The 16,667-nt window shown below is 54.4% G+C and carries 13 protein-coding genes; 7 read left to right on the top strand and 6 right to left on the bottom strand.

The features are described from left to right. The first annotated feature begins 118 nt into the window (after window positions 1–118). Entirely contained in the window at window positions 119–1,930 is a 1,812-nt protein-coding gene (locus KDM89_RS17440; RefSeq protein ID WP_212689208.1) for a PAS domain S-box protein, read from the top strand. Continuing rightward, a complete protein-coding gene (locus tag KDM89_RS17435; RefSeq protein WP_212689207.1) occupies window positions 1,927–4,344 on the top strand; it encodes a two-component system response regulator in 2,418 nt (805 codons plus the stop codon). The genes KDM89_RS17440 and KDM89_RS17435 overlap by 4 nt, the downstream gene beginning before the upstream one ends. On the opposite strand, the gene KDM89_RS17430 is transcribed toward KDM89_RS17435, so the two are convergent. Together KDM89_RS17430 and grxD are read right to left on the bottom strand one after the other, a co-directional pair. Then, window positions 4,333–4,941, bottom strand: a complete 609-nt coding sequence (locus KDM89_RS17430) for a UbiX family flavin prenyltransferase (RefSeq protein WP_212689206.1) — start codon at window positions 4,939–4,941, stop codon at window positions 4,333–4,335. The two genes, KDM89_RS17435 and KDM89_RS17430, sit on opposite strands and share 12 nt — an antisense overlap. 2 nt (window positions 4,942–4,943) lie before the next feature. Beyond that, window positions 4,944–5,255, bottom strand: a complete 312-nt coding sequence (gene grxD / locus KDM89_RS17425; RefSeq protein ID WP_189358636.1) for a Grx4 family monothiol glutaredoxin — start codon at window positions 5,253–5,255, stop codon at window positions 4,944–4,946. Between the two features lie 317 nt (window positions 5,256–5,572). On the opposite strand from grxD, the gene KDM89_RS17420 reads away from it, so the two are divergent. Beyond that, on the top strand, window positions 5,573–7,573 hold the full coding sequence (locus KDM89_RS17420) for a sigma-54-dependent Fis family transcriptional regulator (protein ID WP_230427944.1): 2,001 nt from the start codon (window positions 5,573–5,575) through the stop codon (window positions 7,571–7,573). Between the two features lie 15 nt (window positions 7,574–7,588). Here the strand turns inward: KDM89_RS17420 and KDM89_RS17415 are convergent, their stop codons facing one another. From KDM89_RS17415 to KDM89_RS17400, 4 genes are all read right to left on the bottom strand, one after another. Further along, window positions 7,589–7,990 carry a DUF779 domain-containing protein gene (locus KDM89_RS17415; RefSeq protein ID WP_212689205.1) on the bottom strand — a complete coding sequence of 134 codons (402 nt, stop codon included), beginning with the start codon at window positions 7,988–7,990 and terminating at the stop codon, window positions 7,589–7,591. Window positions 7,991–8,055: 65 nt separating this feature from the next. Beyond that, entirely contained in the window at window positions 8,056–9,576 is a 1,521-nt protein-coding gene (gene adh / locus KDM89_RS17410; RefSeq protein ID WP_212689204.1) for an aldehyde dehydrogenase, read from the bottom strand. Between the two features lie 454 nt (window positions 9,577–10,030). After that, window positions 10,031–10,375 carry a hypothetical protein gene (locus KDM89_RS17405; protein ID WP_212689203.1) on the bottom strand — a complete coding sequence of 115 codons (345 nt, stop codon included), beginning with the start codon at window positions 10,373–10,375 and terminating at the stop codon, window positions 10,031–10,033. Between the two features lie 54 nt (window positions 10,376–10,429). Then, entirely contained in the window at window positions 10,430–12,778 is a 2,349-nt protein-coding gene (locus tag KDM89_RS17400; RefSeq protein WP_212689247.1) for a Tex family protein, read from the bottom strand. A 132-nt stretch (window positions 12,779–12,910) separates the two neighbouring features. Between KDM89_RS17400 and KDM89_RS17395 the strand changes: the two genes are divergently transcribed. The 4 genes from KDM89_RS17395 (at window position 12,911) to lpoB (ending at window position 16,658) form a co-directional block, all read left to right on the top strand. Beyond that, the gene (locus KDM89_RS17395) at window positions 12,911–13,894 is read left to right on the top strand and encodes a dienelactone hydrolase family protein (protein ID WP_212689202.1); all 984 of its coding nucleotides are present in this window, start codon (window positions 12,911–12,913) and stop codon (window positions 13,892–13,894) included. 201 nt (window positions 13,895–14,095) lie between these two features. Beyond that, window positions 14,096–15,589 (top strand): COG3014 family protein, encoded by a 1,494-nt coding sequence (locus KDM89_RS17390; protein ID WP_212689201.1) that lies wholly within the window; start codon window positions 14,096–14,098, stop codon window positions 15,587–15,589. A gap of 19 nt (window positions 15,590–15,608) precedes the next feature. Further along, window positions 15,609–16,004 (top strand): YcfL family putative periplasmic lipoprotein, encoded by a 396-nt coding sequence (locus tag KDM89_RS17385; protein ID WP_212689200.1) that lies wholly within the window; start codon window positions 15,609–15,611, stop codon window positions 16,002–16,004. A gap of 39 nt (window positions 16,005–16,043) precedes the next feature. Next, window positions 16,044–16,658: a penicillin-binding protein activator LpoB gene (gene lpoB / locus KDM89_RS17380; protein WP_212689199.1), complete on the top strand. Its 615-nt coding sequence runs from the start codon at window positions 16,044–16,046 to the stop codon at window positions 16,656–16,658. The last annotated feature ends 9 nt before the right edge of the window (window positions 16,659–16,667 follow it).

The following is a 16,667-nucleotide window of genomic DNA, read 5'->3' as shown; positions in this document are numbered from 1 at the left end:
GGCACATAGTGCTCCCTTTTTTATTGTTACAACAGTAATTGGAAAGGCGGCAGATTTCTGATTGAAATTTTTGCCATGTCACATATAGTGATCTGAAGAAAATGACGATCTGACCACAATGACTTCCCACTTACTTTCTGATGATCAGGTTCAGCAAGTGTTTGAGTTACTGGCTGAGCACGTACCACTGGGGATTGTGGTGCTGGATTGTGATTTCCGCTTACTGTTTATCAATCAGCGCCACGCAGAACTGAACCGTTTGCCGCTGGATGCTCAGTTGGGAAAGACTTTACGCGAATATCTTCCCCATGTTGCTGATGCTATCGAACCCAAGCTGCAGTTCGTCGCTGAGTATGCATGTCCGCTAATACATCAGCGCATCAAAGGACGTCATCCGCGTTTTGATGGCGTACTCGTGCACAGACTGGCATCCTATTACCCACTGCTTGATGAACAAGGCAAAACCAGGCTCATTCTTGGTGTGATCCAGGATGCCAGTGTCGATGATTTTGAAGCGACTCTGCGTCAGGAAAGCGAGGAGCGCTTACTCCGGGTGCTGGATAATTTATTTGCATTTGTTGGCGTACTTGAACTGGATGGCACACTGTTACACGCGAACCGTGCGCCGCTCGAGGCGGCAGGCATTCAGCCTGCAGATGTAGAGGGAAAAAAATTCTGGGATTGCTACTGGTGGTCTTATTCCGCAGAAGTGCAGGAACAATTGCGCCAGGCGGTGGCGCGTTGCACCAAAGGAGAAGTCAGCCGTTATGATGTGGCCGTCAGAATGCGTGATGGTATGCTGATGTGGATTGAGTTCATGCTGGCGCCGTTACGTGATGAGTACGGCCGCATTACCCACCTGATTCCGTCCGGAATCGACATCTCTAAACGTCATGAAAGCGAGCAAGCCTTACATCGCTCGGAAGAGCACCTTCGCTCTGTCATTGAATCATCAGATGATGCGATTATTACGAAATCACTGGATGGGCGGGTAACCAGCTGGAATCCGGCAGCTGAACGCTTACTTGGTTACACTGCGGAAGACATGCTGGGGAAACCCATCACCACGATTTTCCCATCAGAGTTGCTTGCAGAAGAAAACGCACTCATGCGAAGAATATCGCAAGGCGAGCGCATTCCGGGATTTGAAACACGCAGAATTCATCGCAGTGGCCATGTGCTGGATGTGTCGGTCACCATTTCTCCGTTGCGTGACAGTCTGGGACAGGTTGTCGGAGCCTGTAAGCTGGCACGTGATGTGTCATACCAGAAGCAGCAAATGCATATGCTTGAGCAAGCGCTGGAAGAAAAAACCACGCTGCTGCATGAAGTTCATCATCGGGTCAAAAATAATTTGCAAATTGTCTCCAGTTTACTGAATTTGCAGGCGCGTAAAGCCAGTCCGGAGGTGGCTGCTGTTCTTGCTGAAAGTCAGGGGCGGATCAAGGCGATGGCGCTGATTCACCAGCTGCTGTATGAGTCGCATCACATGTCGGAAGTGAATCTGAATGATTTTCTTAAGAATCTGATTGCATTATCTGCACCGCTATATGCCACAGAAAAAAAAGGCATACGCCTGCAACTCAATCCTGACAACGATACCGGTATCAGTTTGCATGTGCAGCAAATGATTCCGTGCGGACTGGTCATGAATGAGCTGATTCTGAATGCGATCAAACATGCATTCCCGGCAGGCAGTTCAGGCCTGATTACTGTCAGTGCGCTGCGCAGCGGTAGCCGGATTGTGATCAGTGTGCAGGATGATGGCAAGGGACTACCGGATGGCTTCAACTGGCAGGCTCAGCAGGGGCTGGGTTCTCAGCTGATTCCCATGTTTGTACGACAATTGCACGGACAACTCTCCCATGAAAGCAGTGCTGCTGGCACGCTGGTCAGTGTCATGCTGGCGCAGGAGGGAGGTTTGTCATGATCAGCGAACAAATTCTGGTTATTGAAGACGAGCCGGTAGTAGCACTGGATTTGCAACAAAGCCTGCTTGAGCTGGGACATACAGTCACTGGGATCGGTGCGAGTTTTGAGGAAGCAATGCAACTGGTGGCGCACACACAGCCCAGTATGGTGTTCATGGATATTCATATTGACGGCGACCGTGACGGTATTGAAACCTGTCGTGAAATTTATCAACGCTGGAAATTACCGGTGATCTTTCTGACTGCGTATGCTGATGATGAAACCGTTGAACGGGCGGCAGGCACTCGTCCTTTCGGTTATGTAATGAAGCCGTTTGAAAACAAAGAATTGCAGGCAGTTATTCAGGTTGCACGTTCGCGGCATGATGCAGAAGTCAGTTTATCCCGCTCTGAGCAGCGTCTCGCAGTTGCACTGGAAGCGGCCGAAATGGGGAGTTGGGAATGGGATGCCGGGCCTGATCAGGTGCAGGGTGATGCACGTTTTCATCAGTTACTCGGACTAAGTCTGCGACCGGTACAAGCCGGCTTGCAGGAACTCATTCGCAGAGTGCATCCGGATGATCAGATACAAGTGCAGGACTTGTTCCGGCAGTCCGGTTATTTTCACCATCAGTTCCGTGTGCAGCGACGTCATCATGAATTTGGCTGGCTGGAAATTTATGGGAAACTGCAGCGAAATGCACTGGGGCAAGAGCTGGTCATTGGTGCATTACGGGATATCACGCTGCGTAAAACGATGGAGGAAAACCTGCGGCAGGCCAGTGTTGTGTTCAGCACTGCTGCCGAAGGCATGCTGATTCTCAGTGCAACAGGGCATATTCTGAATGCTAATCCAGCCTTCAGCAGTATGACCGGATTCAGTCTGGGGGATGTGATCGGTCGCCAGCCGCAGGATTTTTTAATGGTCAGGCGCGAAGCAGATCCAACCTATGCGCAAATTGCGGCCAGTCCCGAAGGATACTGGACTTGTGAAACTTGTTGCCGCCGTAAGGATGGCAGTCTGATGGCGACCTTGCAGCATGTGTGTGCTGTCAGAAGTGATGCAGGAACAGCGGAGCAGTTTGTTTTGTCAATTTCAGATATCAGCTTTATCCGGGAAGCAGAACGTCAGCTTGAGCATCTGGCATTTCATGATCCCTTAACCGGTTTGGGGAATCGCTATTTGCTGGATCAGCGGCTGATGCAGGAATTGAGTTTGGCGAATGGCCAGCAGGCTTGCCTCGCGATTCTGTTCATTGACCTGGATGGATTTAAGGCGATTAATGACTCGATGGGACACCATGTCGGCGATAAGCTGATTCAGGAAGTTGCCCGGCGTATTCAGTCGCAAATCCGCCGTCACGATGAAGCGATCCGCCTGGGTGGTGATGAGTTTGTCGTTATTTTGCCGAATCTGACGGGACAGCAGGATGGCAGGCTGGTGGCAGAAAAAATGCTCAGACAAATTGCAGAGCCGATGCAGATTGATGAGCATGCATTGCGGGTCAGTGCCAGTATCGGTATCGCCAGTTATCCACGGGATGGCCTTGACCTGAATACGCTGCTCAGTGCTGCCGACAGTGCTATGTATGCTGCCAAACATCAGGGTAAAGGCCGGGCTTGCGAATATGCTGTTGAAATGACGGACTATGTCAGGACGCGTTTACAGACCGAGCAAAGTCTGTATCACGCGCTGGAACGGCAGGAATTGCAGCTGTACTATCAGCCGGTCATGCACCTGAATACCGGTGGTCTCGCGGGCTTCGAAGCCTTATTGCGCTGGCAGCATCCGGTATCCGGTTTGTTATCGCCGGATCAGTTTATTCCGGTTGCTGAGGAAAGCGGGCTGATTGAGCCGATTGGTACATGGGTACTGGAACAGGCATTGCAGCAAATTCAGATCTGGCAGCAAATGACACAACGTCCATTATTCATGGCAGTCAATGTGTCACCACGACAGTTTGTGCATGCAGATTTCGGGGCGATTGTGCAGCAGGCACTGCAACGCTATCAATTGTCCGGTGAGTCACTGGAAATTGAAATTACCGAATCCATACTGCAGGATTTTCAGCGCAGCAAACGGATTGTCGAAACACTGCGCACACTTGGCTGTACAGTGGCAATTGATGATTTCGGAACCGGATATTCGTCCGTGTCCTTGCTGCGGCATTTACCGGTATCCCGGATCAAGATTGACCGTTCGTTTGTCAGTGCTTTGCCGGGCAGAGCGCAGGATACCGGGCTGGTATCTGCAATGCTGGGAATGGCGCACAGTCTTGGACTGGAAGTGACTGCCGAAGGCATAGAAACTGCAGAACAGGCTGCAATTCTGGCGGGTATGGCGAATATGGCGGCGCAGGGATATTACTTTGAACGGCCACAGCCTGCGGAATTTTTTACCGTTGGCTGGTTAAGCCGGCATTCAGCTGCGTGAATTATCAGTGCCGTGCATGCCTTGCCAGCGCGGTGTCAGCTGATGCGGAATACTGAACAAATCCAGAACACGACCCGTCGTGTGGTCGATCATTTCATCGATACTGGCTGGCCGGTGGTAAAAGCCGGGCAGTGGCGGGAAAATAATGCCCCCCATTTCCGTGACGGCTGTCATATTGCGCAGATGCGCAAGATTGAACGGGGTTTCGCGCACCATCAGCACCAGACGGCGGCGCTCTTTCAGTACCACGTCAGCTGCGCGACTGATCAGATTGTCAGCCATGCCGTGCGCCACAGAGGCGAGGGTTTTCATCGAGCACGGCGCAATCACCATGCCATGTGATAAAAACGAACCGCTGGCGATGCTGGCGCCGATATCGCGCACCGGATGCACAACATCGGCAAAAGCTTCCACATCTTTGCGGCGCAGGCCGGTTTCCTGATGGATATTCAGAACACCGGCTTCCGAAATCAGCAAATGGGTTTCGACCTGCGGATTCTGCTGCAAGACCTGCAGCAGGCGCAAACCGTACACCGCGCCGGAGGCACCGGTGATCGCGACGATCAGACGTTGTGGTTCCGTTGCGGTGTGCTGCATTTTCAGTCTTTCAGCAAAGTCTGCAGTTCGCCGTTTTCAAACATTTCACCCATGATGTCAGAGCCGCCGATGAATTCACCTTTGACGTACAGCTGAGGAATGGTTGGCCAGCTGGAGTAATCTTTGATGCCCTGACGGACTTCTGCATCTTCCAGCACATTCACGGTCACCAGATTCTGCACGCCGCAGGCTTTCAGAATCTGTACGGCACGGCCGGAAAAGCCGCATTGCGGAAACTGTGCAGTGCCTTTCATAAACAGCACGACAGGGTTTTGGGTAACGGTTTCTTTAATCCAGTTTTGTACGTCGCTCATGACACATCCTTCAACACGAAAATAACTTTCATTATCCCAGATTTTCAGCGGGCATGTATTGACCCCGGATAGGGTTTGCCGGATGTGCAGCTTTCACTGTTTGCGCCTGCTTTGTTTTCCCGCAGGGAAGTCGTATCAATCCGCATTGGTAAACGGCGGGAATGGTGCTAGAGTCAGAAAGTTCGTATCAGGAAAGTCATCATCATCCGGCAAACCGCCGGTCAGAGCGCCGCACCCACGATCACAATAAAGCAGACAGACCGGTACTGCATATCAAGCCGGCGTACTGCGGCTGCGCTCTTTGCAAGGAGACAAGGATGTCAGGAATGATTCCGGGCGCGGCGGCAGCAATGCCGTCCGGCGCCGCTGTTTTGCCGGGACTGAGCGTGGCGCAAGCCTGTCAGTGGCCGGTGGTTCCCGCACCGGATACGCTGATTGATTCAGCGCACCGGCGTTCTGCTGCCTACGGCCTGCGTCCCGACAGTGTGGCCGATTACACGCCCTTAAGCCGCGGCGAACTGGCAATCCTGCTGGAGCGGAATCATGCGCTGTACCGCCATGCGACGCCGGTTATGGAGTCGCTGTATGAGCAGATTATTCACACCCATCACATGGTGGTACTGACCGATGCCAGCGGTGCAATTCTGCATACCATCGGCGACGCTGACTTTATGGAAAAAGCTGACCGGGTTGCACTCAGCCCCGGTGTCGCATGGTCAGAGCAAAGCAAAGGCACGAATGCGATTGGTACTGCAATCGCCGAACAGTCCGCCACGGTGATTCATGCCGGGCAGCATTATCTGTCCGCTAACCACTTTCTGACCTGTTCCGCTGCACCGATTTTCGATGCCGGTGGCAAGCTGCTTGGTGTGCTGGACGTGACCGGTGACCAGCATCATTTTCACCGCCATACGCTGGGACTGGTGCGGATGTCGGCGCAAATGATAGAAAACCAGTTGTTCACCAGCAGTTATCAGGATGCCGTGTTACTGCATGTGCACAGCCGCCCGGAATTTATCGGTACGCTGATGGAGGGTTTGATTTGCTTCCGTCCTGATGGCCGTTTTCTGGCCGCCAGCCGCAGTGGTCTGTTTCAGACCGGCATGTCGATGGCAGCCTTGCAAATGCATAGCTTCCAGTCTTTGTTCGGTATCAGCATTGCGCAACTGATGGATCAACTGCGCAGGGCCGATGGCGGATTGCTGGCGCTGAATCTGTTCAATGGCATCCGTATGCATGTCCGTGCCAGCGATGGCGGACGTTCGCGTCAGATGATCAGTCATGCTGCCGATCGGCTTACACTCAGAGAAACGCCGCAATCGCCGCTGCAGCCCGCTTCTGCCGGACAAAGCCTGGCCGCGCTGGCAACCGGTGATGCTCAGATTGATGCCGTGATCAGCAAGCTCAGCAAAGTGGCAGGCAAGGGAATTCCTGTCTTGCTGACCGGTGAAACCGGCACCGGCAAAGAGCGGTTTGCCCGTGCAATTCATCAGGCTTCGCCACGCCACCGGCAAGCCTTTGTTGCGCTGAATTGCGCAGCGATTCCGGAAAGCCTGATTGAAGCGGAGTTATTCGGCTATGAAGAAGGGGCGTTCACCGGTGCGCGCAAAAAAGGCCAGAAAGGCAAAATTCTGCAGGCGCACGGCGGCACCTTGTTTCTGGATGAAATCGGCGATATGCCGCTGAATCTGCAGGCCCGTTTGCTGCGCGTGCTGCAGGAACGCGCTGTGTTGCCGGTCGGGGCAGTCAGCACGATTCCGGTGAATATTGAAGTGATCTGCGCGACCCATCAGCCCTTGCGGCAAATGATTGCGGATAAATTATTCCGTGAAGACTTGTATTACCGCCTGAACGGCATGGTGGTGCGCTTGCCTGCCTTGCGCGAACGGACGGATCTGGCCGTGGTGGTGCAACGCATGCTGGCAGAGCTGGACGCCCAGCGTATATGGGAAATCAGCGAGGCGGTGATGGATGAATTCCGCCGTCATCCGTGGCCGGGCAATCTGCGTCAGTTACACAGTTTATTGCGTACCGCGATGCTGATGGCAGACGACAGCAGCCGGATCGAAATCCAGCATTTGCCGGACGACTTCTGGGAATCTTTGCCCGCAGCACAGACACACACGGTAGCCGCAGCAGAAATGGGGACGGCGTCTGCAGCATCGGCAGTAACGCAGGCAACGACGGTCGCTGCAGCAGAACGCCGGCTGATCCGCGATACGCTGGCTGCCTGCGACGGCAACGTATCAGCAGCAGCGCGACAACTCGGCATTTCGCGCAATACCTTGTACCGCAAGCTGTCGGCTGAAAGCGACTGAGCGTATCTGCTGCATTCAGCGCGCAGCGTGAGTAGCGGAGGCGGCTGTGGTGATGGCAGCCAGTGCCGCCAGTTCGGTATCGCTGAACAGGCGCGAATGAGTCACGAAACGTTTGCCGGTGCCGCTATCCAGCGAAAACATGCCGCCGCGACCATCGGCAATATCCAGCACGATCTGGCAGTTTTGCCAGTAACTGAACAATTCCGGCGTCATATACAACGGCGTTTCGCCCGCAAAGCCGACACAGATATCGGCGTCACCGGTCAGAAAATCACCCTGCGCATAACACATCGGTGTGCTGCCATCGCAGCAGCCACCGGACTGAAATAAAAGTAGCCTGCCGTAGCGGACTTCCAGCTGCGACAGCAGGCCAAGCGCTGCGACGGTAGCAACAACGCGGGGAGGTGGTGTGTGCATGATCTCAGGCAACGAAAAACTGCGCCGCAGTGCCGGACGACTGGCAATGCGGCGCTGACGGCAGATCAGAAGAAGCCGAGTGCGTTCGGGTTATAGCTGACCAGCAGATTTTTCGTTTGCTGATAATGATCCAGCATCATTTTGTGGGTTTCGCGGCCGATACCGGATTGCTTGTAACCGCCGAACGCCGCATGTGCCGGATACAGGTGATAGCAGTTGGTCCAGACGCGACCCGCCTGAATGCCACGGCCTACGCGGAACGCGCGGCTGCCGTCACGTGTCCAGACACCGGCGCCCAGACCAAACAGCGTATCGTTGGCGATATGCAGCGCTTCTTCTTCATCTTTGAAGGTCGTGACCGATACCACAGGGCCGAAAATTTCTTCCTGGAAGATGCGCATTTTGTTATGGCCTTTGAAAATCGTCGGTTCCACGTAATAGCCACCGGCAAAGTCACCGCTCAGTTCTTTACGCTTGCCACCGGTCAGCACGGTAGCGCCTTCCTGACGGCCGATTTCCAGATACGACAGGATTTTCTCCAGCTGTTCCTGCGACGCCTGCGCACCGATCATGGTACCGGCATCCAGCGGATTGCCTTGTTTGATCGCGGAAACCCGTGCAATGGCGCGTTCGATAAAGCGGTCGTAAATCGATTCCTGCACCAGTACGCGGCTTGGACAAGTGCAGACTTCCCCCTGATTCAGTGCAAACATCGCGAAGCCTTCCAGACATTTGTCGAAGAAAGCATCGTCTTTATCCATCACATCTTCAAAGAAAATATTCGGCGATTTGCCACCCAGTTCCAGCGTCACCGGAATCAGGTTTTGCGCCGCATATTGCATGATCAGGCGGCCGGTACCGGTTTCGCCGGTGAATGCAATCTTCGCGATACGCTTGCTGGACGCCAGCGGTTTACCGGCTTCCAGACCGAAACCATTGACCACATTCAGCACACCCGGCGGCAGTAAATCCTGTATCAGTTCCACCAGCACCATGATGGATGCCGGAGTCTGTTCTGCCGGTTTCAGCACAATACAGTTACCGGCAGCCAGCGCCGGTGCCATTTTCCAGACCGCCATCAGAATCGGGAAATTCCACGGAATAATCTGACCGACCACGCCCAGCGGTTCATGGAAATGGTAAGCATAGGTGTCCGCATCAATCTGCGCGACCGTGCCTTCCTGCGCACGGATACAACCGGCGAAATAACGGAAATGATCAATTGCCAGCGGGATATCGGCTGCGGTGGTTTCGCGGATAGGCTTGCCGTTATCGATGGTTTCCGCCGTTGCAAGCAGGCTCAGATTCGCTTCCATGCGGTCAGCGATGCGGTTCAGAATCAGGGCGCGTTCTGCCGGAGAGGTTTTGGCCCACGCTGCTTTAGCGGCATGCGCTGCATCCAGCGCCAGTTCGATATCGTCTTCGGTGGAACGTGCGATTTCGCAAAACGCACGTCCGATGACCGGACTGATATTTTCAAAATACTGGCCTTTCACCGGCGCGACAAATTTGCCGCCGATGAAATTGTCGTAACGCGATTTGAACGGATTCTGAATACCCAGATGGCTGATGTCGGCCAGATTCATGATGCGTGTCTCCTGTTTTGTTGTGATGGTTGGCGACGCAGTCTTGCGTGCACAAGCAATGGTTTGCAAACGCTGTGCCAGTCATGCGAAATCGCGTTAAACCCAATAGCGATAAAGGTTTTCGGCGGACGGGACTGTTTTGTTGCGCTGCAGTGGTGTTGTGTCAGGTGTCACGAAACGGAACAGCTGGCTGTGACAACTGTGTCAGGCTGAGACGTTGTAGTGACACATGCGCCGCCGGATGGCAGAAGGGCGAAGGTACAGCGGAACAGGCTGGCGGCAGAAACGGTTAGCAGAAATGGTTGGCAGAAACGCTTGGCAGAAACGGGCTGGCGCTGCCTGCGCACACCGTCGGAACGCCGCCTGTGGCAGCCTGGAAAACCGCAAAAACAGCCCGAAAATACCTGAAAATAGCAAAAAAATACCCCAGGGGGTATCTCAAAAGCCCCAGCATTCATGCCGACGACAGGGCGATTTTTCTGAAAACAGGGGGGAGTATCTGTTTTGATGCGGAATTGTAGGGTAAAAACCAGTGAAGCGGCACAGGTTTTGACGGCTTACGGAGGGCTTGGTAGTTGCTCAGGATGGCGCTGTGACCTGTGTAAAAAGTTGGGATTTTCCACAGAAAAAATCCGCAGGCATCTGCGCCGACCGTTACGGTATTCGGGAGGATAACGAGAGTGACGTGAATGACTGTCACTGCGGTCAGTGCGCTCACTACGGAAATCCCGACATACAGACGACCGCTATCCACGCCGCACGTAGCCAATAAAAAACCGGGCTGCAGCCCGGTTTTCATGTTTCACTGAATCCGCTGAAGATCAGCTTTTCAGCTGATCAACGCATCAGCACATCAGCGCTTGAGCTTCGCAAACGCCGCTGCCATTGCATTTGATGGCGATTCTGTGCGGCCGGATTGCGCACGGTGTTGCTGCAGACGTTTCGCATCCTGACGGTCACCGCGTTGTTCAGGGCGGCTGCCGGCGGCGGGGGCGCTGTCGGTCAGACGCATGGTCAGCGCGATACGGTTACGCTTCACATCGACTTCCAGCACTTTGACTTTGACCACCTGACCGGCTTTGACCACGGTGTGCGGATCTTTGACGAAGGTATCCGACAGCGCAGAGATATGCACCAGACCATCCTGATGCACGCCGATATCCACAAATGCGCCGAAGGCCGCCACGTTGGTCACCACGCCCTCCAGAATCATGTCCGGACGCAGATCTTTGACTTCTTCCACGTCTTCCTTGAACGTCGCCGTAGTGAATTCCGGACGCGGATCGCGGCCTGGTTTATCCAGCTCTTTCAGAATATCGGTCACGGTCGGCACACCGAAACGTTCATCCGCGTATTTTGCCGGATTCAGTTTTTTCAGCAGACTGCTGTCGCCGATGACGTTTTTCACATCTTTCTGAATATCCGCCAGAATTTTTTCAACTACAGGGTAGGATTCCGGATGGACGCCGCTGGCATCCAGCGGATTGCTGCCATTCATGATGCGCAGGAAGCCAGCCGCCTGTTCAAAGGTTTTATCGCCGAGACGCGGCACCGAGCGCAGATCGGCGCGGCTCTGGAACATGCCTTTGGCATCGCGGTACAGCACAATGCTTTGCGCCACGCTGGCAGTCAGACCGGAAACACGCGCCAGCAGCGGTGCAGAAGCGGTATTCACATCAACGCCAACCGCATTCACGCAATCCTCCACCACCGCGTCCAGCGAACGCGCTAACTGGGTCTGGCTCACATCATGCTGATACTGACCGACGCCGATGGATTTCGGATCGATTTTGACCAGTTCCGCCAGCGGGTCTTGCAGACGGCGCGCAATCGACACTGCGCCACGCAGCGACACATCCAGTTCCGGCAATTCTTTCGATGCAAACTCCGATGCGGAATACACAGAAGCACCGGCTTCCGATACCACGATCTTGGTCATGCCCAGTTCCGGATGGCGTTTGATCAGATCCTGCGCCAGTTTGTCGGTTTCACGTGATGCGGTACCGTTACCGATAGAAATCAGCGAGACCTGATGTTTGCGCGCCAGCTGTGCCAGCACATGCAGCGAACCTTCCCAGTCGTTACGCGGTGCATGCGGATAAATCGCGGTGGTATCGACGACTTTACCGGTGGCATCGACAACTGCCACTTTTACACCGGTACGCAAGCCCGGATCCAGACCCAGCGTCGCACGCGGGCCGGCTGGTGCTGCCAGCAGCAAATCTTTCAGATTGCGGGCAAACACGCGGATCGCTTCGGCTTCGGCTTCTTCGCGCAGCTTGCCCATCAGCTCGGTTTCCAGATGCATGAAGACTTTCACGCGCCATGCCCAGCGCACGGTATCGGCCAGCCATTTGTCAGCCGGACGGCCTTTCTGACTGATACCGAAATGGCTGGCGATGCGGCCTTCGCAAGGATTCAGCGGCGCATCCCATTTCGGTTTTTCTTCTTCGGTATCCAGACGCAGGCTGACATTCAGGATTTCTTCACGACGGCCACGGAACAGCGCCAGTGCGCGGTGCGAAGGAATGGTGTGCAGGGTTTCGCTGTAATCGAAATAATCGGTGAATTTTTCGCCGGCATCTTCCTTGCCTTCGATGACTTTGGATTCGACGATGCCGTGTTCATTCATGTATTCGCGCAGCGCTGCCAGCAGGCTGGCGTCTTCAGCGAATTTTTCCATCAGAATCTGACGTGCGCCATCCAGCGCAGCTTTGGCATCGGCCACGCCGGGATTATCGCCGTTCGCGCCGGTGAAGGCCGGTTTCAGGTATTTGGCAGCTTCTTCTTCCGGCACCAGTTCCGGCTGGCTCAGCAGGCTGTCCGCCAGCGGCAGCAGACCGGCTTCGACCGCGATCTGCGCCTTGGTGCGGCGTTTCGGTTTGTACGGCAGATACAGGTCTTCCAGCAGGGTTTTGTCTTCCGCCAGCGAGATTGCCTGTAACAGTTCCGGCGTCATTTTGCCTTGCTCTTCAATCGAGCCGATGATGGTGGCGCGGCGGTCTTCCAGCTCGCGCAGATAACGCAGGCGCTCTTCCAGCGTACGCAACTGGGTGTCGTCCAGTCCGCCGGTCACTTCTTTACGGTAACGCGCAATAAACGGCACGGTCGCGCCTTCGTCCAGCAGCCCGATAGCTGCCGCAACCTGATTCGGGCGGGCGGCGAGTTCAACAGCAAGTCTTTGTTCGATAGAAGGCAACATAAATCGGTTTTCCAGTGCAATGAAGGCGCTGATGATACGCAAATTGGCGCGACTTACCAGTCTTGACACCAGCCCTTTGTCGGGCTAGAACCGGATATCCGCCTTTCTTTGCTGTACTTTCTGATCACAACAATGCTGACCTCCGTTTATCCGCTGTGCTCCCGCTTCGCTGCCGCCCTTGCTGTCGCAGGCGGGCTGGCGCTGGCTGCCGTTGCGCAAGCGCAGCAGGTGGAGGAAAAGCTGTTTCGTCTGCCGGACGGGGAACAGGCGTGGAGCTACACCTTCAGCAAAGGTCAGCCGCATCCGGTATTGCCGGAAAACTGGATTTTTGTGGTGGCGGGTTCCGGTTGTGCCGGCTTGCAGACTTTTCTGCCGGCATATTTTCGCGGACTGGAAGGCGAATCCGGCCTGACCCGGTTCTTCATCCTGCAAAAACGCGGTATAGCGCCGGCGGACGATGGCAAACAATGCAGCGATGCATTCATCCGGCAGGATCACTGGTCGGTCTGGCTGGCGGATCAGCAGGCATGGATACGCAGCCAGTTGCAACAGGCGCCGCAACGTCCGCGCCGTGTGATTCTGATGGGAATTTCGGAGGGTGCAGAAGTGGTGGCCGGACTGGCTCCCGCTGTGCCCGGGCTGACGCAGGTGATTCTGTTGTCGCACAGCGGTTCCGGTGCGCTGGATACCTATCAGTCACTGGCGCAGCGTTATCCGCATATGCGCGCTGGCTGGCGGACTTTGCAGGGACGTTTGCGCGAGCCACCGGCTGATCCGGATGCGGCTCGCATTCATGGCCGCAGCTGGCGTTACTGGTCAGAACTGGCGGCGGTGCAGCATCTTGCTCTGCTGGAACAAATCACTGTACCGGTTTTCTGGGCCTACGGTGGGGCAGACGGCTTAATTCCTGATGATGCGCGCAGAAAATTGCAACAAAACTTAAGTCCTGCGCGTCAGCGTTTATGGCGGGTTTGCGAGTATGCCGGAGCAGACCACGGCTTCCATACCGGAGAGCGTTCGCGCCTGCCCGATCTGATGTGGCAAATCGAACGCTGGCTGATGGCAGCGCCGGATGATGCGGATTGTCGCAGCCTGTCTGCTGCACCCGCTTCCTGAGCAGACCTGCTTTGTCGCATGCACGCCACGCTTCCGTCTGACCAGCATTCAAGTTATTACAAATTATTACAAATTCATCTATCTAATTGCATTTGTTTCAATAATTGAAAATGTGTGCATCTTTATAATAACGGATTGATTTCTGATTCCGGTATCGCAGTTGCCGGATGTCTTCCCGAACGATCCTTTCCACATTTCAATATGAAGCCTATCTCCCTGATCAGACTGACGCCGCTGGCGGCAGCAATTGCCCTGACCGGTTGCGTGACCACCCAAACCCATGACAGCAAAGTGTCGCAGTCGCTGGCCGTTGCCAAGACCGGACAAATCGATGAAGCGATTGCACAAATCGAAGCGCAGACGCAAGGAAAAAGCGCAGAAGACTTTTTGCTGAATCTGGAAAAAGGTGAACTGATGCGTATCGGCAAACGCTATCAGGACAGTCTGAATGCGCTGACGATTGCTGACGGTAAAGTCAAAGAATGGGAAGAAAACGTTAAGTCGAATCCGCAGAAAGTCATGAGCCAGATTTCGGCAACTTTCCTCGGCGACGCCAGCCGCGATTACGAAGGTCAGGACTACGAAAAAGTCATGCTGACCACGCGCATGGCGATGGACCGCATCAACCTGGGTGATCTGGACAATGCCCGCGTCGATATCAAACGTACGCATGAACGCGAAGCCGTGATTGCGGAATTCCGCGCTAAAGAAACCGTGGCAGCGGAAGAAGAAGCTAAATCCAAAGGCGTGACCAGCGGTAATAAAGAACTCAACGGTTATCCGGTAGAAACGCTGAATGACCCTGAAGTACTGAAACTGAAAAACGGTTACCAGAATGCGCTGAGCCATTATCTGGCCGGTTTTGTCTATGAAGCACTGAATGAACCAGGCCTGGCAGCGCCGGGTTACCGTAAAGCGATTGAACTGCGTCCTGATCTGCCAGTGCTGGAAGATGGCCTCAAAGGTCTGGATCAGCGTACCAGTTTCCGTCGTCAGAAAGGTGTGACCGATGTGCTGTTCGTGGTCGAAGCCGGTAACTCGCCTGCACGTCAGTCGAAAAAACTGCAATTCCCGATTCCAACCGGTCGTGGTCTGATTACAGCATCGTTCGCTTTCCCGGTCATTTATCCTGATCCGGATGCACCGGTGATTTCCACGATCCGCGTCGGCGACAAAGCCTTGCCAACTGCACTGGTTACCGACTTCAACGTGATGGCACGCCGCGCACTGAAAGATGAACTGCCGGGCATTTACACCCGTGCGGCAATCCGCGCTGTGGTCAAAGGTGTGGCGCAGGATCAGGTCAATAAAAACTTTGGTGCTTTAGCCGGTCTGGCAGCGAATATTGCTGTCGCTGCGACCGAAGGTCCGGCCGACGACCGCCTGTGGCGCAGCCTGCCGGAGCGTGTGTTCATCGCCCGTGCATTCCTGCCGCCGGGTGAGTATGATGTCAACTTTACCGGTCGTCCGGGCGATGTCAACCATATCACGGTCGATGGCCGTTATCTGGTGGTGCCGGTACGTTTGTATAACAACAAAACCTATATCGGCGATCTGGCGAAGTTTGGCAATGTCACACCGGTAGCGCAACTGGAAACCAAACCAGCGGCTGCGGAAGCCAAACCGGCAGCTAAAAAGCCAGCCAAGGCGAAAGCAAACGCTGCGACGAGCGGCACAGCGGTGAAAACCAATTAATTCAGAACAGGACTGAACCATGAAATTCAAAACATTACTGATGGTCGCTGCCGTAGCGGGCGCACTGCAGGCAGTTCCGGCAGCCGCAGCGGATATCCCGAATGCGATTTCTCCGGGCATCGCTTCCAAAATGCTCGTACGCGGCACGCTGGAAGGCGTGCAGGTCGTGGATCTGCGTTCACAGCGTAAAAATGATGTGATGGTGGTGCAGGCTGAACTGCAAAGCATGATCGATAAAGATGTACGCGTGTATTACCGCTTCCGCTGGCTGGATGCATCCGGCATGCAGGTGGGTGACGGTGAAGTCTGGAAACCGCTGATGATGCTGGGCCGTCAGAGCCAGTTTATCCGCAGCACTGCGCCGGGCCCGCAAGCATCTGATTTCAAAATTGAAATGAGCGCAGAGCCACGCTGATCAGAAAATTAATTACATTATTCAGAATAAGGAAAAACGATGAAACACGTAAAAGCATTTGCCAAAGCAGCCTGCGTTATCGCTGTTGCCGGTGCCGCACTGACTGGTTGCCAGACCAAACTGTCCCAGCCTACTGTCAGCCTCGCGCGTCAGGTCAGCTATGGCGATAACAAAGCCGTTGAAACTGTTACCAATGAATTCGGTTCCACCGACCTGCAAATGATCGCAGAAAAAATGGTTGGCTCTCTGCTGGAAGATCCGGTACTGGCTAACCGTCCTACCCTGACACTGGGCGGCGTGCGTAACAAAACATCTGAATACATCGATACGAAATCGATCATGAACAGTATTCAGACTGCGCTGATCAAAAGCCGTAAAGTGAAATTCACCCGCAGCGCAGATGAAATGCAGCAAGGCGTGGACGAACTGCAACGTCAGAACCAGAGCGGTTTGTACAAAAATGAAGGTAAAGCAAAAATCGGTCAGATGGCTGCTGCCAAGTTTGCACTGGAAGGTGAAATCGTTTCCATCGTGAAGCAAAACGCCAATACCAAAGACGTGTTCTACAAAATGACGCTGAAGCTGTACGACGTGCAGGAAGGCACGATCGAATGGCAGGATGAAAAAGAAATCCGTAAAACCTCTAAACGCTGATCAGACAGC

Source organism: Cognatundibacterium luofuense (genome assembly GCF_018139685.1).
Classification (GTDB): Bacteria; Pseudomonadota; Gammaproteobacteria; order Burkholderiales; family Burkholderiaceae_D; genus Undibacterium; species Undibacterium luofuense.
The sequence above is the reverse complement of the archived record's forward strand: the minus strand, read 5'-3'. Positions and strand labels throughout refer to the sequence as shown.

Excerpts from the sequence above, each read along its gene's own strand:
- grxD (WP_189358636.1), bottom strand. The coding sequence starts at position 5,255 with ATGAGCGACGTACAAAACTGGATTAAAGAAACCGTTACCCAAAACCCT.
- KDM89_RS17405 (WP_212689203.1), bottom strand. The coding sequence starts at position 10,375 with ATGAAAACCGGGCTGCAGCCCGGTTTTTTATTGGCTACGTGCGGCGTG.
- KDM89_RS17400 (WP_212689247.1), bottom strand. The coding sequence starts at position 12,778 with ATGTTGCCTTCTATCGAACAAAGACTTGCTGTTGAACTCGCCGCCCGC.
- KDM89_RS17430 (WP_212689206.1), bottom strand. The coding sequence starts at position 4,941 with ATGCAGCACACCGCAACGGAACCACAACGTCTGATCGTCGCGATCACC.
- KDM89_RS17385 (WP_212689200.1), top strand. The coding sequence starts at position 15,609 with ATGAAATTCAAAACATTACTGATGGTCGCTGCCGTAGCGGGCGCACTG.
- KDM89_RS17440 (WP_212689208.1), top strand. The coding sequence starts at position 119 with ATGACTTCCCACTTACTTTCTGATGATCAGGTTCAGCAAGTGTTTGAG.
- KDM89_RS17390 (WP_212689201.1), top strand. The coding sequence starts at position 14,096 with ATGAAGCCTATCTCCCTGATCAGACTGACGCCGCTGGCGGCAGCAATT.
- adh (WP_212689204.1), bottom strand. The coding sequence starts at position 9,576 with ATGAATCTGGCCGACATCAGCCATCTGGGTATTCAGAATCCGTTCAAA.
- KDM89_RS17435 (WP_212689207.1), top strand. The coding sequence starts at position 1,927 with ATGATCAGCGAACAAATTCTGGTTATTGAAGACGAGCCGGTAGTAGCA.
- KDM89_RS17420 (WP_230427944.1), top strand. The coding sequence starts at position 5,573 with ATGTCAGGAATGATTCCGGGCGCGGCGGCAGCAATGCCGTCCGGCGCC.
- KDM89_RS17415 (WP_212689205.1), bottom strand. The coding sequence starts at position 7,990 with ATGCACACACCACCTCCCCGCGTTGTTGCTACCGTCGCAGCGCTTGGC.
- lpoB (WP_212689199.1), top strand. The coding sequence starts at position 16,044 with ATGAAACACGTAAAAGCATTTGCCAAAGCAGCCTGCGTTATCGCTGTT.
- KDM89_RS17395 (WP_212689202.1), top strand. The coding sequence starts at position 12,911 with ATGCTGACCTCCGTTTATCCGCTGTGCTCCCGCTTCGCTGCCGCCCTT.